Raw genomic sequence first — 16,648 nt, 5'->3', positions numbered from 1 at the left:
AAAATCGATATATGTCGAAATTTATAAGAAGGAGGTGTGAACGGGCATGGTGCGTTATATTGCCAATAAGTTTTTCTATATGTTGGTTTCGCTGTTTATACTCATTTCGGCGACCTTCTTTCTGATGAAAGCCATTCCGGGGAGCCCCCTGACATCGGAGAAGCAGGTGCCACCGGCAATCAAAGAACGACTAGTTGAACAGCTGGGACTCGATAAGCCCGTTTATCAGCAGTATCTGAAATATTTGGGTGAGATTGCGCAGGGCGATTTGGGAATTTCCATGAAACAGATCAACCAGGATGTTTCCCACATTATCGGTCAAACGTTTTCAGCGTCCTTGAAGCTGGGAGCCGTAGCTATCGTCGTCGCGTTAGTTGTCGGGGTGGTACTTGGTATGCTGGCAGCGCTGTATCATCGCAAATTGATTGACAATGTGGCGATGGTGTTAGCGGTGCTGGGCATCGCGGTGCCGAGCTTCGTCGTCGCTTCTTTGCTGCAATATGTATTCGCTTCGAAGTTGCACTGGCTGCCGACGATGGGCTTTAAGGGACCGTTGTATTACGTGTTACCGGTGGCGGCCCTAACCGCGCAACCGATTGCGTTTATCGCGAGGTTAACCCGCTCTAGCATGCTGGAGGTCTTGCATGCCGATTATATCAAAACCGCCAAGGCAAAAGGCCTCGGTTGGATGGCTATCCTGTTCCGCCACGTGATCCGCAACGGCATTATGCCGGTCATCACCTATATGGGACCGATGACTGCGAACATTGTTACCGGTTCTGTGGTAATCGAACAAATCTTTGGGATCGGCGGCATTGGCAAACAGTTCGTGCAAGCGATCAGCGTCCGCGATTATCCGCTGATTATGGGGATTACGATCTTCTATGGTGTATTGCTGATGTTGGCTCGTTTCATCACAGATATTCTCTATGTGATCGTGGATCCAAGAATTAAACTTTCGAAAGGGAAGGAGGGATAATGCGCATGGAATCGAATCCGATCAAAATGATGCCGACTCCAGCCGATCTAACCGCGGACGATTTTCGCAAAATCGGCACGGACGAGAAAGAAGCCGAAGTGATCCAACGCGAAAGTATATCCGCCTGGCGCGACGCTTGGCAACGGTTACGCAGCAACAAGCTTGCGATGACGGCTTTAATCATCTTGGCGTTGATTACGCTAACCGCGATTATCGCTCCTTGGCTCGTCGGCAAGATTTACGGCTATAACTATTATTCGAACGATCTCTTGTATACCAACAAAGGCCCTTCGGCTACGCATTGGTTTGGAACGGACGACCTCGGTCGCGATATGTTCATCCGGACCTGGATGGGGGCGCGCATTTCCCTGATCGTCGGTTTGGCTGCAGCCTGTATCGACCTGTTGATTGGCGTCATTTACGGCGGTATCATGGGCTACTATGGCGGCCGTGTCGATGAAATTATGAATAAGTTTTCTGAAATCTTGTACTCCATTCCTTACCTGCTCGTTACGATTCTTTTGCTGGTAGTGATGGAGCCAAGTTTGGGGACAATTATCCTGGCATTAACGATTACCGGCTGGATTAACATGTCGTGGATCGTGCGCGGTGAAATTATGCAGTTGAAAAACCGCGAATACGTGCTCGCTTCCCGCTCGATGGGCGCAGGCCATGGACGCTTGTTGTTCCGCCACCTGTTGCCGAATGCGGTGGGCCCGATCATCGTTACGGTCACGTTGTCCGTGCCAAACGCGATTTTCGCCGAAGCGTTCCTAAGCTTCCTTGGTCTGGGCGTACAGGCTCCGGTTGCTTCGCTGGGTTCGATGATCAACGATGCGCTGACCGGTTGGTTGTACTACCCATGGCGTATGCTGTTCCCAGCAATTCTGATCAGCTTGACCATGTTATCGTTTAACATTTTTGGCGACGGTCTTCGCGACGCGCTGGATCCTAAATTGAAGAAATAGGAGGTGGAATGAATGGAGCCGATTTTACAAGTCAAAGATTTGCATGTTTCCTTCCAAGTCAAAGGTGGAGAAGTGAAGGCCGTCCGCGGCATGAACTTTGAAGTGGGGAAAGGTGAAACGGTTGCGATCGTCGGCGAATCCGGCAGCGGCAAAAGCGTCACGGCCCAAACGATTATGCGCCTGATTCCATCCCCTCCTTCCATCATTAAACAAGGTGAAATTGTTTTTCAAGGGCAAGACCTATTGAAGAAAAGCGATAAGCAAATGGAATCGATCCGCGGGAAAGATATTGGCATGATATTTCAGGACCCGATGACCTCCTTGAATCCTACGATCAAAGTAGGCCGACAAATTACTGAAGTATTAATCAAACATCAGAATATGTCAGCGGGCGAAGCGAAGAAACAGGCTGTCGAAATGCTCAAGCTTGTTGGCATCAAGAATGCGGAAGCCCGCTTTAACCAATATCCACACGAATTCTCCGGGGGCATGCGGCAGCGTGTTATGATCGCCATTGCCCTGGCTTGCCGGCCTTCACTGCTGATCGCGGATGAACCGACGACGGCGCTCGACGTTACGATCCAGGCCCAAATCATGGACGTGATGAAAGAAATGCAATCCCGGCTTGGAACTTCCATCATTCTGATCACCCATGACCTTGGTGTCGTGGCAGGCATGTGTGACCGCGTTATCGTTATGTATGCCGGGGAAGTGGTGGAAACCGGGACGAAATGGGAGATCTTTAAGAACCCGCAGCATCCTTATACAAAAGGTTTGCTCCGTTCGATGCCTCGTTTGGACCAAAAGAAAGGCGAACCGCTTATTCCAATTATCGGCACGCCACCGGATTTGATTAAGCCGCCAATCGGTTGTCCTTTCGCTGCTCGCTGCGACCAGGCGATGAAGATTTGCGAACGCATCGATCCAAGCGCGACCGTATTCAGCGAGACGCATACGGCTCGCTGCTGGGATCTTCATCCGATGGCCAAGGAGGTACAGTCGTCATGAGCAAAGGCAAAACCTTGATTGAAGTTGAAGGTTTGAAAAAATACTTTAATGTCGGCGGCGGCAACGTTCTGAAAGCCGTCAACGATATTAGCTTTTCGATCGCTGAAGGCGAAACGCTTGGCCTCGTTGGTGAATCGGGTTGCGGTAAATCGACCGCAGGCCGTACGATCCTTCGTTTGTATGAACCGACAGCCGGCAGTGTCCGCTTTAACGGCGTGGATATCAACCAATTGTCGCCAAAGAAGATGAAGGCCATGCGTCGCGATATGCAGATGATCTTCCAGGATCCATATGCATCGCTGAACCCGCGCTTTACCGTTACGGATATCATCGGCGAAGCGTTGGATATCCACGGGATGGCCGGTTCTCACGCGGAACGCAAAAAACGCGTCGAAGAGTTGCTCGATATGGTTGGTTTGAACCCGGACCATGCAACGCGTTATCCGCACGAGTTCTCCGGGGGTCAACGTCAACGGATCGGGATTGCCCGCGCGCTTGCGGTAAATCCGAAGTTCATCATCTGCGATGAACCGATCTCGGCGCTCGACGTATCCATCCAAGCGCAGGTCGTTAACCTGCTTGAAGATCTTCAGGATCGCCTGGGATTGACGTATCTGTTTATCGCGCATGACTTGTCCATGGTCAAACATATCAGTGACCGGGTTGCGGTAATGTACCTGGGCCGGATCGTGGAACTTGCAGATAGTGAAGAACTGTATGCAAACCCGATGCACCCCTATACGAAAACGCTCTTGTCCGCGATTCCGATCCCGGATCCGGAAATTGAAGCCAACAAGAAACGGATCCAGTTAGAAGATACCGCAAGCGGCCCGATCGGCAAAGAAGGCACATCCGGCGGCGGATTGTTCGATTTGGACAACTCTGAGCTGGTTGAAGTGTCCAAAGGACATTTCGTCTCCATGCCAAAGAAAGGCTGATTGAACCTGCGAGCTCCCGCAGCCGTAAATGACGGTTGCGGGAGTTTTTTTGCGCTTAATGGTTACGGAAAGTTAGAAGTTTCGCAAAAGTAAGGATTTCTTTGACGGAGCGGCCGGACATCCGGTACAATCAAGGAAGGTTTTGATGCAGACAGGAGGACGCTACCTGATGAATGTCGTTCAAGAGCAACTTTCGTTCGCGGGGCCGCTGGCTGAGGTATATATCAATCAGTTCTCCGCGGTTGAACTATTATATGAGAGCGATCCGAGCCAGTCCGAAAGTTGGACTGAACGGGCCGTGTGGTTAGATCAAACGGAACATACACGCGTGGATCGGAAGGCTTTGGCCACCCGACTACGTGAATATAACGGACGTTATAACCCCGATCCGGCCGTTGGATGGGCGATCGGCCAACTGGAGTTGCCCGGTACAGCGGTGATTGTTGGTGGACAGCAGAGCGGGGTATTCACCGGTCCGCTGCTCGTCGTCTATAAAGCGGTGACGATCCTTAAAGCGGCAAAGGCGGCTTCGGATCGGTTAAACCGCCCGGTTGTGCCGGTATTTTGGATCGCCGGCGAGGATCACGATTGGGACGAGGTCAATCATACCTATGTGTTATCGCCGGATTTGCAAGTGCGTCGAATTCGTATGCACCGTGGGGCGATGGACCGGCTGCCGGTTAGCTTTACGAAGGTGGAGGCCGAAGCTTGGGATAAGGCCGTGTCAGAACTGGAGCAGCTGCTTCCGGACAGCGAGCATAAGGCGGGCATCATGGAACTGGTACGATGTTGTTCAGAGGATGCGGATAATTTGACGGCGCATTTTGCCAAGTTGATCGGGGCCTTATTCGGAAAGCATGGCCTGGTGCTGCTGGATTCGTCGGATCCTGAGTTGCGCCGACTGGAGATGCCGGTGTTCGAGCGGATGATCCGTCAAAATGATGAGCTGGAGTCGGCTTACCATGAGACGGTACGCGATATGGCAGGGTTGGGGTACGAACCGTCCGCGGAAGTGGCCGAAAACGGGGCTAATTTGTTCTACATAAGCGAGCGGGAACGTCTATTGTTGTTTAAGCGGAACGACCGGTTTGAAGACCGCAAGGGCAAGGTTACCTTTACGGCTGACGAATTGTTGGAGGAGCTAAGGAAACATCCGGAGCGATTCAGTAATAATGTACTGACTCGCCCGCTGATGCAAGACAGCCTGCTTCCTGTTCTAGGCTCGGTGCTGGGCCCCGGCGAGATCGCCTACTGGGGGCTTACGCGCAAGGCGTTTCAGAAGCTTGGGTTGAAAATGCCGATGCTGCTGCCCCGGGAATCTTTTACCGTGATTGACGGGACGATACAGAAGCATATGAAGAAATACGAGCTTAGCTGGAATGATGTAAAGGATCCTGAGGTCTTCCATCGCAAACGGAGCGCTTGGCTCGCTGCTCAGGAGCGTATGCAGGTCGACGAACGGTTCGATGAAGTTGTTGCTGCGTTTGGGGAACTGTATGCGCCACTCCTTGAGGAACTAGCCGGGGTCGAGAGCGGGTTGTCTCGACTTGGGACGGTGAACAGGGACAAAATTCTCGATCAAATCGATTACCTACGCGGCAAGGCGAAGGATGCGATGGAGAAAATCCATGAAACCGGCCTGCGTCATTTTGACCGGATTCAATTGTCGTTATTCCCTTTGAACAAGCCGCAGGAGAGAGTTTACAATCTATTTGATACTTTGAATCGGTTCGGAATGGATTGGATCGAAGACCTGCTGGATATTCCTTATGAGTTGACTGGCAAACATCGAATTATTTATTTATAGGAGGAGACGAATATGAGCTCAGAAGCAATTCAGAACAGTATCATCACCGACTTGAAGCTAGCCCCGGAAGGACATTTGAAAATCGATTGGGTGGAAGCCCATATGCCGGTGCTGAACCGGGTTCGTAAGCAATTCGAGGCCGAGCAACCATTTAAGGGATTGAAAGTCACGATCTCGCTTCATTTGGAAGCGAAAACGGCTTATTTGGCCAAGGTCGTGCAAGCAGGCGGTGCTGAGGTGACCATTACCGGAAGTAATCCGCTGTCGACGCAGGACGACGTCTGTGCGGCATTGGTTGAAGATGGCGTGACGGTTTATGCCAAATATAATCCTGAGCCGGAAGAATATAAGGCGTTGTTGATCAAAGCGCTTGAAACAAAACCGGATTTGATTATCGACGATGGCGGCGATTTGGTCACGATTTTGCACTCGGAACGGACGGATTTGCTGGAGAACGTACGGGGCGGCGCTGAGGAGACGACGACCGGTATTTTGCGGCTGAAAGCGATGGACAAAGAAGGAAAACTCAAATTCCCGATGGTGGCGGTCAATGACGCCTATTGCAAATATCTGTTCGACAACCGCTACGGAACCGGTCAATCGGTGTGGGACGGAATTAACCGGACGACGAATCTGGTGGTGGCCGGCAAAACCGTCGTTGTGGTCGGTTACGGCTGGTGCGGCAAAGGCGTAGCGATGCGAGCCAAGGGCCTTGGCGCGAACGTCGTCGTCACGGAAATCGACGCGATCAAAGCGGTCGAAGCCGTCATGGATGGCTTCCAAGTGATGCCAATGCTGGAAGCGGCGAAGGTTGGCGATTTCTTCATCACCGTGACCGGTAACCGAGATGTCATCCGCGGCGAGCACTATGATGTCATGAAGGACGGCGCTATTTTGTCCAATGCGGGTCATTTTGACGTGGAAGTGAACAAGCCGGAACTTAAAGAGCGTTCCGTATCGATCCGCACCGTACGTCGCAACATCGAGGAATATCAACTGAAGGACGGGCGCAAAATGTATCTGCTCGCGGAAGGCCGTTTGGTCAATTTGGCTGCGGGTGACGGACATCCAGCCGAAATCATGGACATGACGTTTGCGCTGCAAGCGTTGTCCCTGAAATACGTAAACGACCGCTATAAGGAAATCGGCAAAACGGTCGTCAACGTCCCTTACGAGCTCGACGAGCAAGTTGCCCGCTTCAAGCTGGAAAGCCTTGGCGTAAATATCGATACATTGTCCGCCGAGCAGCGCGCTTACCTGGATAGCTGGCAAGAGCATTAATTCGGTTGATCCTTGGGGCTTGAGCGGAGTTGAATTTATAGCTGCGTCGCATCGGGGGAGAATTAACGGTATTTTGCACCGCTAATTATTGCTTTTCAGCCGGTAGATGATAATTAACGGTAAATCGTACCGCTAATTCACCGGTTTGGGCAAAGTCGGGCGATGATGAAAGAAATAACGCTACAAATTACCGTTAATTCAGAATTAGGACGATCTCGTGCAGAGGAATCTGCCGGGATCGTCCTTTTTGTCGTGTTTTGGCGATCGCTGGCTCCGCCCTTCAATAGTCACGCTAACGCCACTTCAAAAAAAATTATGAACAATAGAAGGATTTTCTCTTCCAATGTGGAATAGTTACATATCACGGTGGTGTAAAGTGGTGCAAAGTGGGGGAAAGAGGTAAGGAGTGAGTCACCAATGTTTATGGGGGAATTCCAACATAGCATTGACGATAAAGGCCGGATTATCATACCGGCTAAGTTTCGTGATCTCCTCGGCAGCTCTTTCGTCGTTACCCGCGGCTTGGACCAGTGTCTTTTCGTTTATCCGATGCAGGAGTGGGAAGTCCTGGAGCAGAAGCTGAAGGCACTGCCGTTGATGAAGTCCGACGCCCGCGCATTTACCCGTTTCTTTTTCTCAGGAGCGACGGAATGCGAATGGGATAAACAGGGAAGGGTAAACTTGCCAGGTACTTTAAGACAGTATGCCAAGCTGGAGAAGGATTGCGTTGTTCTCGGCGTGTCGAACCGGGTAGAAATATGGAGTAAAGACACTTGGGAGCAGTACTTCCAGCAGTCGGAAGATACTTTCAATGAAATTGCGGAAAAACTGGTCGATTTCAACTTCGATCTTTAAGTGTGTTCAAAAAGTCAGGTTTTCAAGATGACTTTTTGAATAACCTCTTAAAATGAATTCAGGTTTGGGGGCGTAAGTCTTGTTCCATCACATCACGGTACTCAAAGAAGAAGCGACAGAAGGGTTACGCATCAAGCCGGACGGCATTTACGTGGATTGTACGCTGGGGGGCGGCGGTCACAGCTCTGTGATCTTGTCCAAGCTGGGTCCAGGCGGAAGGCTGATTGCTTTCGACCAGGATGACTGGGCGCTGGACAATGCCAAAGAGCGGCTCACAGCCTACGCAGACAAATTAACTTTGGTAAAAAGCAATTTTCGCTATATCGAGCAAAAACTGCTGGAGATCGAGGGAGTGCCACAGTTAAACGGGATTCCCCAAGTGGATGGCGTTTTGTTCGACCTCGGCGTTTCCTCTCCCCAATTTGATGAGGGGGAGCGGGGGTTTAGCTATAACGCGGACGCGCCGCTCGATATGCGGATGGATCAGTCCGCGTCCCTGACGGCGCGGGAGATCGTCAATTCGTGGTCGGAACGTGAAATTGCTCGTATTTTGTTTCAATACGGCGAAGAGAAATTTTCCAGGCGAATCGCTAGAGTCATCGTGGAACGGCGCGAGCAGGAACCAATCGAAACGACGGAGCAGCTTGTCGAGCTGATTAAGGAAGGGATCCCTGCGGCGGCAAGGCGGACGGGCGGACATCCGGCCAAACGCAGCTTTCAGGCGCTGCGCATCGCCGTGAACGACGAGCTGGGAGCCTTCGAGGAAGGGCTGCATGCGGCCATCCGCTGTTTAGCGCCGGAAGGCCGGGCTTCGGTCATCACCTTCCATTCGCTTGAGGACCGAATTTGCAAGCAGATTTTTGCTAGCTATGTTGAGAAATGTACTTGCCCACCCGACTTTCCGATGTGTGTGTGCGGAGGCAAAGGTTCACTGAAATTAATCAATCGGAAACCGCTAGTCCCGTCGGAGCGGGAACTGGCAGATAATCCACGGGCCCGCTCGGCGAAATTGCGCGTGGCGGAGAAATTGCAAACTGGTGTGGAGGTATCGTAAATGGCTTATACGCGAGGGAATCTGGCAGTTAAAGAGAAGCAAACGGAACGCAGCTATCAATCGCAGCGTTATCGGGAAACGACGAAGGTGGTCACCCGCCGATCGCCGCTGCCGGTTCGTGAGAAGCTTTTGTATATGATGACGGTCCTGTTTTGCGTGGCGATCATGGGCGGATTGCTATGGCAAAATGTGTCACTTTACAACATAAAGCGGCAAATGTTTAATTTGAATACGGACATTCAAACCATTAACGCCGAAGTGAAGGAATTGACGATCCAGAAGGAAAAGCTGGAGGAGCAGATTCCGTTGAAGGCGAATGAGCTCGGTTATGTACAGCCTGAGGTGGAAGGTTTCCACGTCCAAGTTCCTACGGGAACTGACGAGAATAACGGCGTCAACGCGGGCACCGAAACGGCGGCTGCGGCAGATGGCGTGGCTACGGCCAAGAAATAAAGTCTAAAGAGGTTTTGCCATGATCAAGCGAATAAAGCTTCGAACACTGCTGATAGGGGGATGTATTACCCTCTTTTTTGCTGTATTGATGGGTAGAGCGTTCTGGTTGCAGGTTGTGCAGGCTGATTTTTGGCAGGCGCATGCAGAGGAACTCTGGTCAACCAAAAAGCCGCTGCCGGCGACACGGGGAACGATCACCGATCGAAACGGCGATGTTTTGGCGGTGGACGCTCCGGCCTATACGGTGGCCGTGAATCCTGAACTCTTAAACAAATACGACCTTCAGGACGAGGTGGTTGAAGGACTTGGCAAAGTCCTCGGGAAAGACGAGAACGAGTTGCGGGACATCGTAAACGCCAAGAAAGAATCCGGCGAGTATTTTACGCAACGCGAAGTTCGGAATGAAGGTTGGAAAATTGACCAGGACTTAAGAGACCAGGTACAAGCCTTCATCGGCGAGTTGAAAGAAAAACATCAAGACATGCAAGACGTCGGCATTTATATCATCAAGGATCAAAAACGCTATTATCCGAAGCAAAGCTTAGCTTCCCACGTTTTGGGTTATCTCGACCGTGAAGGTAAGGCGGTATCCGGACTCGAAGCTTTTTACGACGAGCAGTTGAAAGGCGTTGACGGTTCGATCGAATACAAGCGCGATGGTCGCGGAATCGAAATTCCGAAGGCGAGTGAGATTTATACGCCGGCGAAAAACGGGGATAATCTGAAGTTAACGATCGATTATACCATTCAATATTATATCGAGCAGGCGATGATAGAAGCTTACGCTCAGCTGCAACCAATCAGTATGACGGTGATCGCAGCCGATCCGAACACGATGGAAATTCTCGGCATGGCCAATATGCCTACATATAACCCAAACGAGTATTGGGCGGACGTCGATCAGAAGAATTTTTACAACCATGCGATCAAGTCGGTCTACGAGCCGGGCTCCACATTTAAAATCGTGACCTTGGCAGGAGCGGTACAGGACGGCTTGTTCAATCCGAACGCAACGTACATGTCCGGGAGCATCCGGGTACCGGGACAAACCATCCATGACTTGAAGCGATCCGGTTGGGGCGAGATCACTTATTTGGAGGGCGTCAAGCGCTCCAGTAACGTTGCTTTCGTCAAACTCGGTTACGAGATGCTGGGACCGGAAAGGCTGAAAACTTACGTTGACCAATTTGGATTCGGCAAAAAGACGGGCATCGAGCTTCCGGGCGAATCCAAAGGGATCGTGGATCCGGTACAGCAAGCCGACTTTGCTGCGATGGCATACGGTCACGGCAAGCTGCTCGTCACGCCGCTGCAGCAAATCGTAGCGGTATCGGCGATCGCCAACGGCGGAAAGCTGATGGAGCCCCATATCGTGAAGTCGATTACGGATCCGCAAACCGGTGAAGCGCAGGACACCAAACCCAAGGTCGTTCAACAGATCCTCACGCCGGAAAAGGCTAAAGAAGTCGGAACCTATTTGGAACAGGTCGTCTCGGACCAAAAGATCGGGACCGGACGCCACGCCTACATTGACGGCTACCGGATTGCCGGCAAGACCGGGACCGCGGTAAAAGTTGTGAATGGACAATACGACTATACGAAGCAGGTCGTGTCGTTTATTGGCTACGCGCCGGTGGACGATCCGAAAATTGCGGTCATCGTTTTGATCGACGAACCGAAGGATTCCGAGCTGGGCGGGGGAACCGCAGCGGCTCCGGTATTCAAGAAGATCGTGAATCAAACGCTGCAGTACATGGGAGTTCCGAAAAAATTGGAAGGCGCGGCCGATGCGCAGTTGAAGACCAGCGTTACGGGGCCGAAGGTGCCTGACGTGGGCGGTCTTGCGGTCCAGCAGGCGAAAGATAAGCTGACGGCAAGCGGCATTTCCTATGCCACTTATGGGAAAGGGACGGAAATTATTTCCCAATTCCCTAAGGCGGGAAGTACGCTGAAAACCGGACAATTCGTTTACCTGCTCACGGAGAAAGGGTCGGATATCAACGTGCCGAACCTGCAAGGCGAATCGCTGCGCGATGCGATGGAATTGCTGTCCGTGCTGCAGATCCCGGTCACAGCGGAAGGTGAAGGGTATGTCGTTTCACAGGAGGTCGTTAATGAAAACGGAGGGAGACGTGTCATTCTTACACTGGAACCTCCTGACAAAGAGGAAGTATCTACCGACGGCGGACAGACGGAAGATACCGGCACCGATGGCGGAGAAGGCGATGGTACGGGCGGAAATGCGGTCCAGGACTCGCCATAGCTTGTTCTAACCCCTGGTTGTCCTGAATAGTCATGTGATGAGTACACTCATGATGAGGTTTCAGGATGGGTTAGGAGGGCGACCTGTGAAAGTATCCAAGTTTACCGTCAGACGAAGATTGTTCTGGCTGTTAATGGTGTTGTGTTTGCTGTTTGCGGCTCTGGCCGTACGTCTTGCCTACGTTCAAATCGGAAAAGGCGCCGAATTGTCTGCCAAAGCGGAGGATTCCTGGCGCCGAAACATTCCCTATTCGGCAAAACGTGGCGAAATCAGCGACCGTAACGGCAACGTGCTCGCTTATAATATTACGACGCCAACGGTGATGGCTATTCCGGTGCAGATCAAGAATCCGGAACAGACGGCCAAGAGTCTGGCGCCGCTCCTAGGGATGACCGAGGAATCGGTTCTGAAGTCGATTACCAAGAGACAATCCATAGTCAGGCTGCAACCCGGCGGACGCAAAATTACGATGGAAAAAGCGCAGCAAATTCGTGATTTGGCTCTTCCGGGTATTGTTGTCGCTGAAGATAATAAGCGCTACTACCCATTTGGCGGACTTGCCGCACATATTTTGGGCTTTACCGGCGGGTACAACCAGGGGTTGACCGGTGTGGAAAGTAAATACGACAGCTTGCTTAGCGGGATGAACGGCAGCGTATCTTATTTGTCCGACGCCGGCGGGCGGTTAATGCCGGGCTCCTCAGAGAAATATGTAGAGCCGAAGGACGGCTTGAATCTCAACTTGACGATCGACAAAACGATCCAGAGCATTATCGAACGCGAGCTGGATCAGGCCATGGACCGGCTGCAAGCCGATTCGGCGCTGACGATCGCGATGAATCCGAAGACGGGCGAAATCCTCGGCATGGCCGCCAGACCGGGGTACGAGCCGGGAGCCTACCAGGAATACGATTCGGCGGTTTATAACCGGAATTTACCGATCTGGATGACCTACGAGCCAGGTTCCACGTTCAAGATCATTACACTGGCGGCGGCATTGGAAGAGAAGAAGGTCGACCTACTGAATGACCGGTTCTTCGATCCCGGTTACGTCAAGGTCGGCGGAGCGACGCTCCGCTGCTGGAAGAAAGGCGGCCACGGCAGTCAAACGTTCCTTCAAGTTGTTGAGAATTCCTGCAACCCTGGATTTGTGGCCTTGGGCCAACGGCTGGGTAAAGAAACGCTGTTCCAGTATATCAAAAACTTCGGGTTCGGCAGCAAAACAGGGATTGATCTGAATGGGGAAGAAAACGGGATTTTGTTTAAGCTGCCCCAAGTTGGCCCCGTCGAACTGGCGACAACCTCGTTCGGACAAGGCGTATCGGTCACGCCGATTCAGCAAATTACCGCAGTGTCCGCGGCGATTAACGGCGGCAAGCTGTTCAAGCCTTTCGTCGCCAAGTCGTGGACGAATCCGGATACGGGCGAGGTCGTTTCCGAGACAAAGCCGCAGCTGGTGCGGCAGGTGATTTCGGAGGAGACCTCCAAGCAGATCCGCACGGCGCTGGAAAGCGTCGTAGCCAACGGGACAGGCGGGAACGCGTTTATCGATGGTTACCGTGTCGGCGGTAAAACGGGGACGGCGCAAAAGGTCGTGAACGGACGTTATTCGCAAAATGAACATATCGTTTCGTTTATCGGCTTCGCTCCGGCAGACGATCCGCAAATCGTCGTTTATACCGCAGTCGATAACCCGCAGGGCATCCAGTTCGGCGGCGTGGTGGCAGCGCCGATCGTACGTAACATCATGGAAGACGCGCTGGAATATATGAAGGTTCCGCCGCGTCAGCAGCAGGTCACGAAGAAATACAAATATGGGGAGATCCCGATCGTTACGGTGCCTGACCTTATCGGCCACACGACGCAAGAGATCTACGAGGATATGAACATGAACTTTAATCTAGCTAGATCCGGCGCCGGCAACGTGGTCATTAACCAAGCGCCGAAAGCGGGATCTCGGGTGGAGAAGGGCTCTACCATCCGCATCTACATGGGCAGTGAAGCTGAAGCAGAACTACAACATGATCATAATCCGATCACAAGTGAATAATATTCCTGAACTGAGCAATTTTTGGTGATAATATAGAATGAGTGTGTAGAGCACGTAGTTGAAAGACGGAGGGGTATCCTATGCTGCTTAAGGAACTGGCAACTTATTTAATGGCTTCGCAGATCAGAGGGGATGGGGAAACGTCCTGCACAGGGATCGCCATCGATTCGCGCAAGGTAGAACCGGGAGATCTGTTTATCTGCCTTCCCGGCCACACCGTGGATGGTCATGATTATGCTCGGCAGGCTGCTGAGCAAGGCGCGACTGCTCTTGTGGTGGAACGTTGGCTGGATAACGCCGGGCTGCCTCAGCTTAAGGTGAAGGACAGCCGACTGGCGATGGCTGTGCTTGGAGGCGTGTTTTTCGGTTCGCCGAGCTCGCGACTGAAGGTGATCGGCGTGACCGGCACGAACGGCAAGACGACCACGACCTATTTGATCGAGCGGATTTTGCAGGATCAGGGCCGGGAAACGGGCTTGATCGGCACGATCCAACGCCGGTTTGCCGGGCAAACCTATCCAATGTCGGGAACAACGCCGGAATCGCTTGAACTGCAAAATTATTTGCATGATATGGCCAAAGGCGGCGGAGAGTATTGCGTGATGGAGGTATCCTCCCATGCGCTGGACCAGGGCCGTGTCAAAGGCACTCGCTTCCGTACCGCCGTATTCACGAACTTGACCCAGGATCATCTGGACTATCATAAAACGATGGAGGACTACCGGGGGGCCAAGGCGTTGTTCTTCTCCCGGCTTGGCAATACGTATGCGGAGAACCCGGAGGAGCGCAGCTATGCGGTGCTGAACGCCGACGACCCGGCAAGTGCTTTCTTTGCCAAACAAACGGCGGCGGAAGTAATCACGTATGGGGTGGAGCAAGAAGCGGATGTGCGAGCCTCAAACATCTCCATTACCGCCCGGGGGACGTCCTTCCATGTAGATTCGTTCTGCGGCAGCACGGATATCTCCTTGCGGATGGTTGGCAAATTTAATGTCTACAATGCGTTGGCGGCCATCTCTGCAGCTTTGCTGGAAGGCATTCCGCTGGAGCAGATCAAAGCTAGCCTCGAATCCGTCAAAGGCGTAGAGGGTCGGGTGGAGGCCGTCGACGAAGGTCAAGAATTCGCCGTGATCGTCGATTATGCACATACTCCGGACGGCTTGGAGAATGTGTTGCGCACGGTAAATGAATTCGCTAAAGGACGGGTCATTTGCGTGTTTGGCTGCGGCGGGGACCGGGATCGTACGAAACGACCGATTATGGGACGCATTGCCGCGAAATACGCGCAGCAGGTGATTGTCACCTCCGACAATCCGCGGACCGAAGATCCGGATGCGATCCTACGGGATATCGAGCAGGGACTCATCGACGACAGCGTAGATCAAGAGCGTTACGAGTTGATCGTCGACCGCCGCGAAGCCATCCAAAAGGCTATTGAAATGGCAAGCCGTGAGGATGTAGTATTGATTGCGGGGAAGGGACATGAGACCTACCAATTGATCGGATCCAAGGTGCTCGATTTTGATGATCGAATCGTAGCAAAAGAAGCGATAAGGGGTTTGGCAAAGTGATTAGAAGAAACTTAGCGGAAATTGCCGCGATGTGCGGCGGACAGATTCGAGAGGCGGGCGATGCCGGCATCCTGGTGCGAGGCGTGGTTACGGACTCCCGGCAAATAACGGAAGGCTGTTTGTTTGTACCGCTGGCGGGAGAACGGTTCGACGGCCATGATTTCGCCGCGGACTGCCTGCAGGCGGGAGCAGGCGCTTGCCTATGGGCTCGATCGAAGGGAACGCCGCCGGGTCCGGCCGTACTCGTGGACGATACGCTGATCGCGCTGCAGGCGCTGGCCAAATCGTACTTAACCGAAACCGGGGCCAAGGTGGTCGGCATCACCGGGAGCAATGGGAAGACGACAACCAAAGACCTGGTATACGCTCTCTTGTCTACTACCTATAAAGTGCATAAAACCAAAGGGAACTTTAACAACCATATCGGCCTTCCGTTGACACTTCTGGCCATGCCGGAGGATACGGAAATCGTCGTGCTCGAAATGGGCATGAGCGGCCGTCATGAAATCGAGTTGCTCTCGAAACTGGGCGAACCCGAAACGGCGGTGATCACCAACATCGGTGAATCCCACCTGCAGCAGCTCGGCTCCCGGGAGGAGATCGCAAGGGCTAAGCTGGAGATCCTGGCGGGCATGAAGGCGGGAGGGCTATTCGTATACAATGGGGACGAACCTCTGATCCCTCAGGTGTTGGCCGAGCCGTCCACTGCGAAGCCGGAAGGGCTGCAAACAGCAACGTTTGGGCTTCAACCGGGAAATGACGCCTATCCAACCGGCATTCTCTTCACCGCCAATCGAACATTGTTTACGCCGCATGGCAGCGAAGGGGAGCCGCCGTTTGAGCTGCCGCTCTTAGGTGAGCATAACGTAACCAACGCGCTCGCCGCAATTACCATTGCCCGTCACTACAAGGTGAGCGAGTCGGCGATCCGCGAAGGCTTCAGCAACGTGGAGCTCACCGGGATGCGCATCGAGGTCGTTGTCGGCCGCAGCGGCATTACAATCCTGAATGACGCCTATAACGCTAGTCCCACCTCCATGAAGGCGGCAATCGGCGTTTTGGATCATATGAAGGGGTACCGCAAGAAGGTAGCTGTGCTTGGCGATATGCTGGAGCTTGGCGCTTCTGAGTTGGAGTACCATCATGGAATCGGAGAAATGTTGACGCCGGGCATGGCGGATCTGCTGTTCGCTTACGGCCCGCTCTCCCGCCAAATCGCCGAAGGAGCCAAGAAACAGATGGACCCGGACTGCATTTTTGCATATACTGATAAGTCTGAACTGATCCGTAAGCTGGTTTCACTGCTGCATCCGCAGGACGTCGTCTTGGTTAAGGCTTCCCGAGGCATGAAACTCGAAGAAGTCGTCGAAGCGATCAAAACTAGCGAGCTCACACCATAATACCAGCGAAAGGGGGGGATC

Annotated in this window: 13 protein-coding genes; all 13 read left to right on the top strand. The window is 52.7% G+C overall.

Translation table 11 applies throughout. The features are described from left to right. The first annotated feature begins 46 nt into the window (after positions 1-46). Entirely contained in the window at positions 47-979 is a 933-nt protein-coding gene (locus tag KJS42_RS08760; protein WP_155607764.1) for an ABC transporter permease, read from the top strand. Positions 980-984: 5 nt separating this feature from the next. Then, positions 985-1,947, top strand: coding sequence for an ABC transporter permease (locus tag KJS42_RS08755; protein WP_155607763.1), 963 nt, complete (start codon positions 985-987; stop codon positions 1,945-1,947). Positions 1,948-1,959: 12 nt separating this feature from the next. Next, entirely contained in the window at positions 1,960-2,955 is a 996-nt protein-coding gene (locus tag KJS42_RS08750; RefSeq protein WP_155607762.1) for an ABC transporter ATP-binding protein, read from the top strand. Further along, a complete protein-coding gene (locus KJS42_RS08745; RefSeq protein WP_155607761.1) occupies positions 2,952-3,893 on the top strand; it encodes an ABC transporter ATP-binding protein in 942 nt (313 codons plus the stop codon). Before KJS42_RS08750 ends, KJS42_RS08745 begins: the two co-directional genes overlap by 4 nt. A 169-nt stretch (positions 3,894-4,062) precedes the next feature. Further along, entirely contained in the window at positions 4,063-5,700 is a 1,638-nt protein-coding gene (gene bshC / locus KJS42_RS08740; protein ID WP_213622618.1) for a bacillithiol biosynthesis cysteine-adding enzyme BshC, read from the top strand. 12 nt (positions 5,701-5,712) lie between these two features. Further along, on the top strand, positions 5,713-6,981 hold the full coding sequence (locus tag KJS42_RS08735) for an adenosylhomocysteinase (protein ID WP_213622617.1): 1,269 nt from the start codon (positions 5,713-5,715) through the stop codon (positions 6,979-6,981). A gap of 417 nt (positions 6,982-7,398) precedes the next feature. After that, positions 7,399-7,836 carry a division/cell wall cluster transcriptional repressor MraZ gene (gene mraZ / locus KJS42_RS08730; RefSeq protein WP_059044096.1) on the top strand — a complete coding sequence of 146 codons (438 nt, stop codon included), beginning with the start codon at positions 7,399-7,401 and terminating at the stop codon, positions 7,834-7,836. Between the two features lie 79 nt (positions 7,837-7,915). Next, on the top strand, positions 7,916-8,890 hold the full coding sequence (gene rsmH / locus KJS42_RS08725) for a 16S rRNA (cytosine(1402)-N(4))-methyltransferase RsmH (protein ID WP_213622616.1): 975 nt from the start codon (positions 7,916-7,918) through the stop codon (positions 8,888-8,890). Next, positions 8,891-9,343: a hypothetical protein gene (locus tag KJS42_RS08720; protein WP_244868422.1), complete on the top strand. Its 453-nt coding sequence runs from the start codon at positions 8,891-8,893 to the stop codon at positions 9,341-9,343. Between the two features lie 19 nt (positions 9,344-9,362). Then, on the top strand, positions 9,363-11,606 hold the full coding sequence (locus KJS42_RS08715; protein ID WP_213622615.1) for a penicillin-binding transpeptidase domain-containing protein: 2,244 nt from the start codon (positions 9,363-9,365) through the stop codon (positions 11,604-11,606). An 85-nt stretch (positions 11,607-11,691) separates the two neighbouring features. Continuing rightward, on the top strand, positions 11,692-13,656 hold the full coding sequence (locus KJS42_RS08710) for a stage V sporulation protein D (protein WP_213622614.1): 1,965 nt from the start codon (positions 11,692-11,694) through the stop codon (positions 13,654-13,656). Positions 13,657-13,736: 80 nt separating this feature from the next. After that, positions 13,737-15,227 carry a UDP-N-acetylmuramoyl-L-alanyl-D-glutamate--2,6-diaminopimelate ligase gene (locus KJS42_RS08705; RefSeq protein WP_213622613.1) on the top strand — a complete coding sequence of 497 codons (1,491 nt, stop codon included), beginning with the start codon at positions 13,737-13,739 and terminating at the stop codon, positions 15,225-15,227. Beyond that, the gene (locus KJS42_RS08700) at positions 15,227-16,627 is read left to right on the top strand and encodes a UDP-N-acetylmuramoyl-tripeptide--D-alanyl-D-alanine ligase (protein ID WP_430144840.1); all 1,401 of its coding nucleotides are present in this window, start codon (positions 15,227-15,229) and stop codon (positions 16,625-16,627) included. The genes KJS42_RS08705 and KJS42_RS08700 overlap by 1 nt, the downstream gene beginning before the upstream one ends. Positions 16,628-16,648: the final 21 nt, after the last annotated feature.

The organism is Paenibacillus sp. J53TS2, from assembly GCF_018403305.1.
In the GTDB taxonomy this organism is placed as follows: domain Bacteria; phylum Bacillota; class Bacilli; order Paenibacillales; family Paenibacillaceae; genus Fontibacillus; species Fontibacillus rhizolycopersici.
The sequence above is the reverse complement of the archived record's forward strand: the minus strand, read 5'-3'. Positions and strand labels throughout refer to the sequence as shown.

Bases quoted from the DNA above. Each gene is read 5' to 3' on its own strand.
- KJS42_RS08750 (WP_155607762.1), top strand. From the start codon at position 1,960: ATGGAGCCGATTTTACAAGTCAAAGATTTGCATGTTTCCTTCCAAGTC.
- KJS42_RS08705 (WP_213622613.1), top strand. From the start codon at position 13,737: ATGCTGCTTAAGGAACTGGCAACTTATTTAATGGCTTCGCAGATCAGA.
- mraZ (WP_059044096.1), top strand. From the start codon at position 7,399: ATGTTTATGGGGGAATTCCAACATAGCATTGACGATAAAGGCCGGATT.
- KJS42_RS08720 (WP_244868422.1), top strand. From the start codon at position 8,891: ATGGCTTATACGCGAGGGAATCTGGCAGTTAAAGAGAAGCAAACGGAA.
- bshC (WP_213622618.1), top strand. From the start codon at position 4,063: ATGAATGTCGTTCAAGAGCAACTTTCGTTCGCGGGGCCGCTGGCTGAG.
- KJS42_RS08760 (WP_155607764.1), top strand. From the start codon at position 47: ATGGTGCGTTATATTGCCAATAAGTTTTTCTATATGTTGGTTTCGCTG.
- KJS42_RS08715 (WP_213622615.1), top strand. From the start codon at position 9,363: ATGATCAAGCGAATAAAGCTTCGAACACTGCTGATAGGGGGATGTATT.
- KJS42_RS08735 (WP_213622617.1), top strand. From the start codon at position 5,713: ATGAGCTCAGAAGCAATTCAGAACAGTATCATCACCGACTTGAAGCTA.
- KJS42_RS08745 (WP_155607761.1), top strand. From the start codon at position 2,952: ATGAGCAAAGGCAAAACCTTGATTGAAGTTGAAGGTTTGAAAAAATAC.
- KJS42_RS08755 (WP_155607763.1), top strand. From the start codon at position 985: ATGGAATCGAATCCGATCAAAATGATGCCGACTCCAGCCGATCTAACC.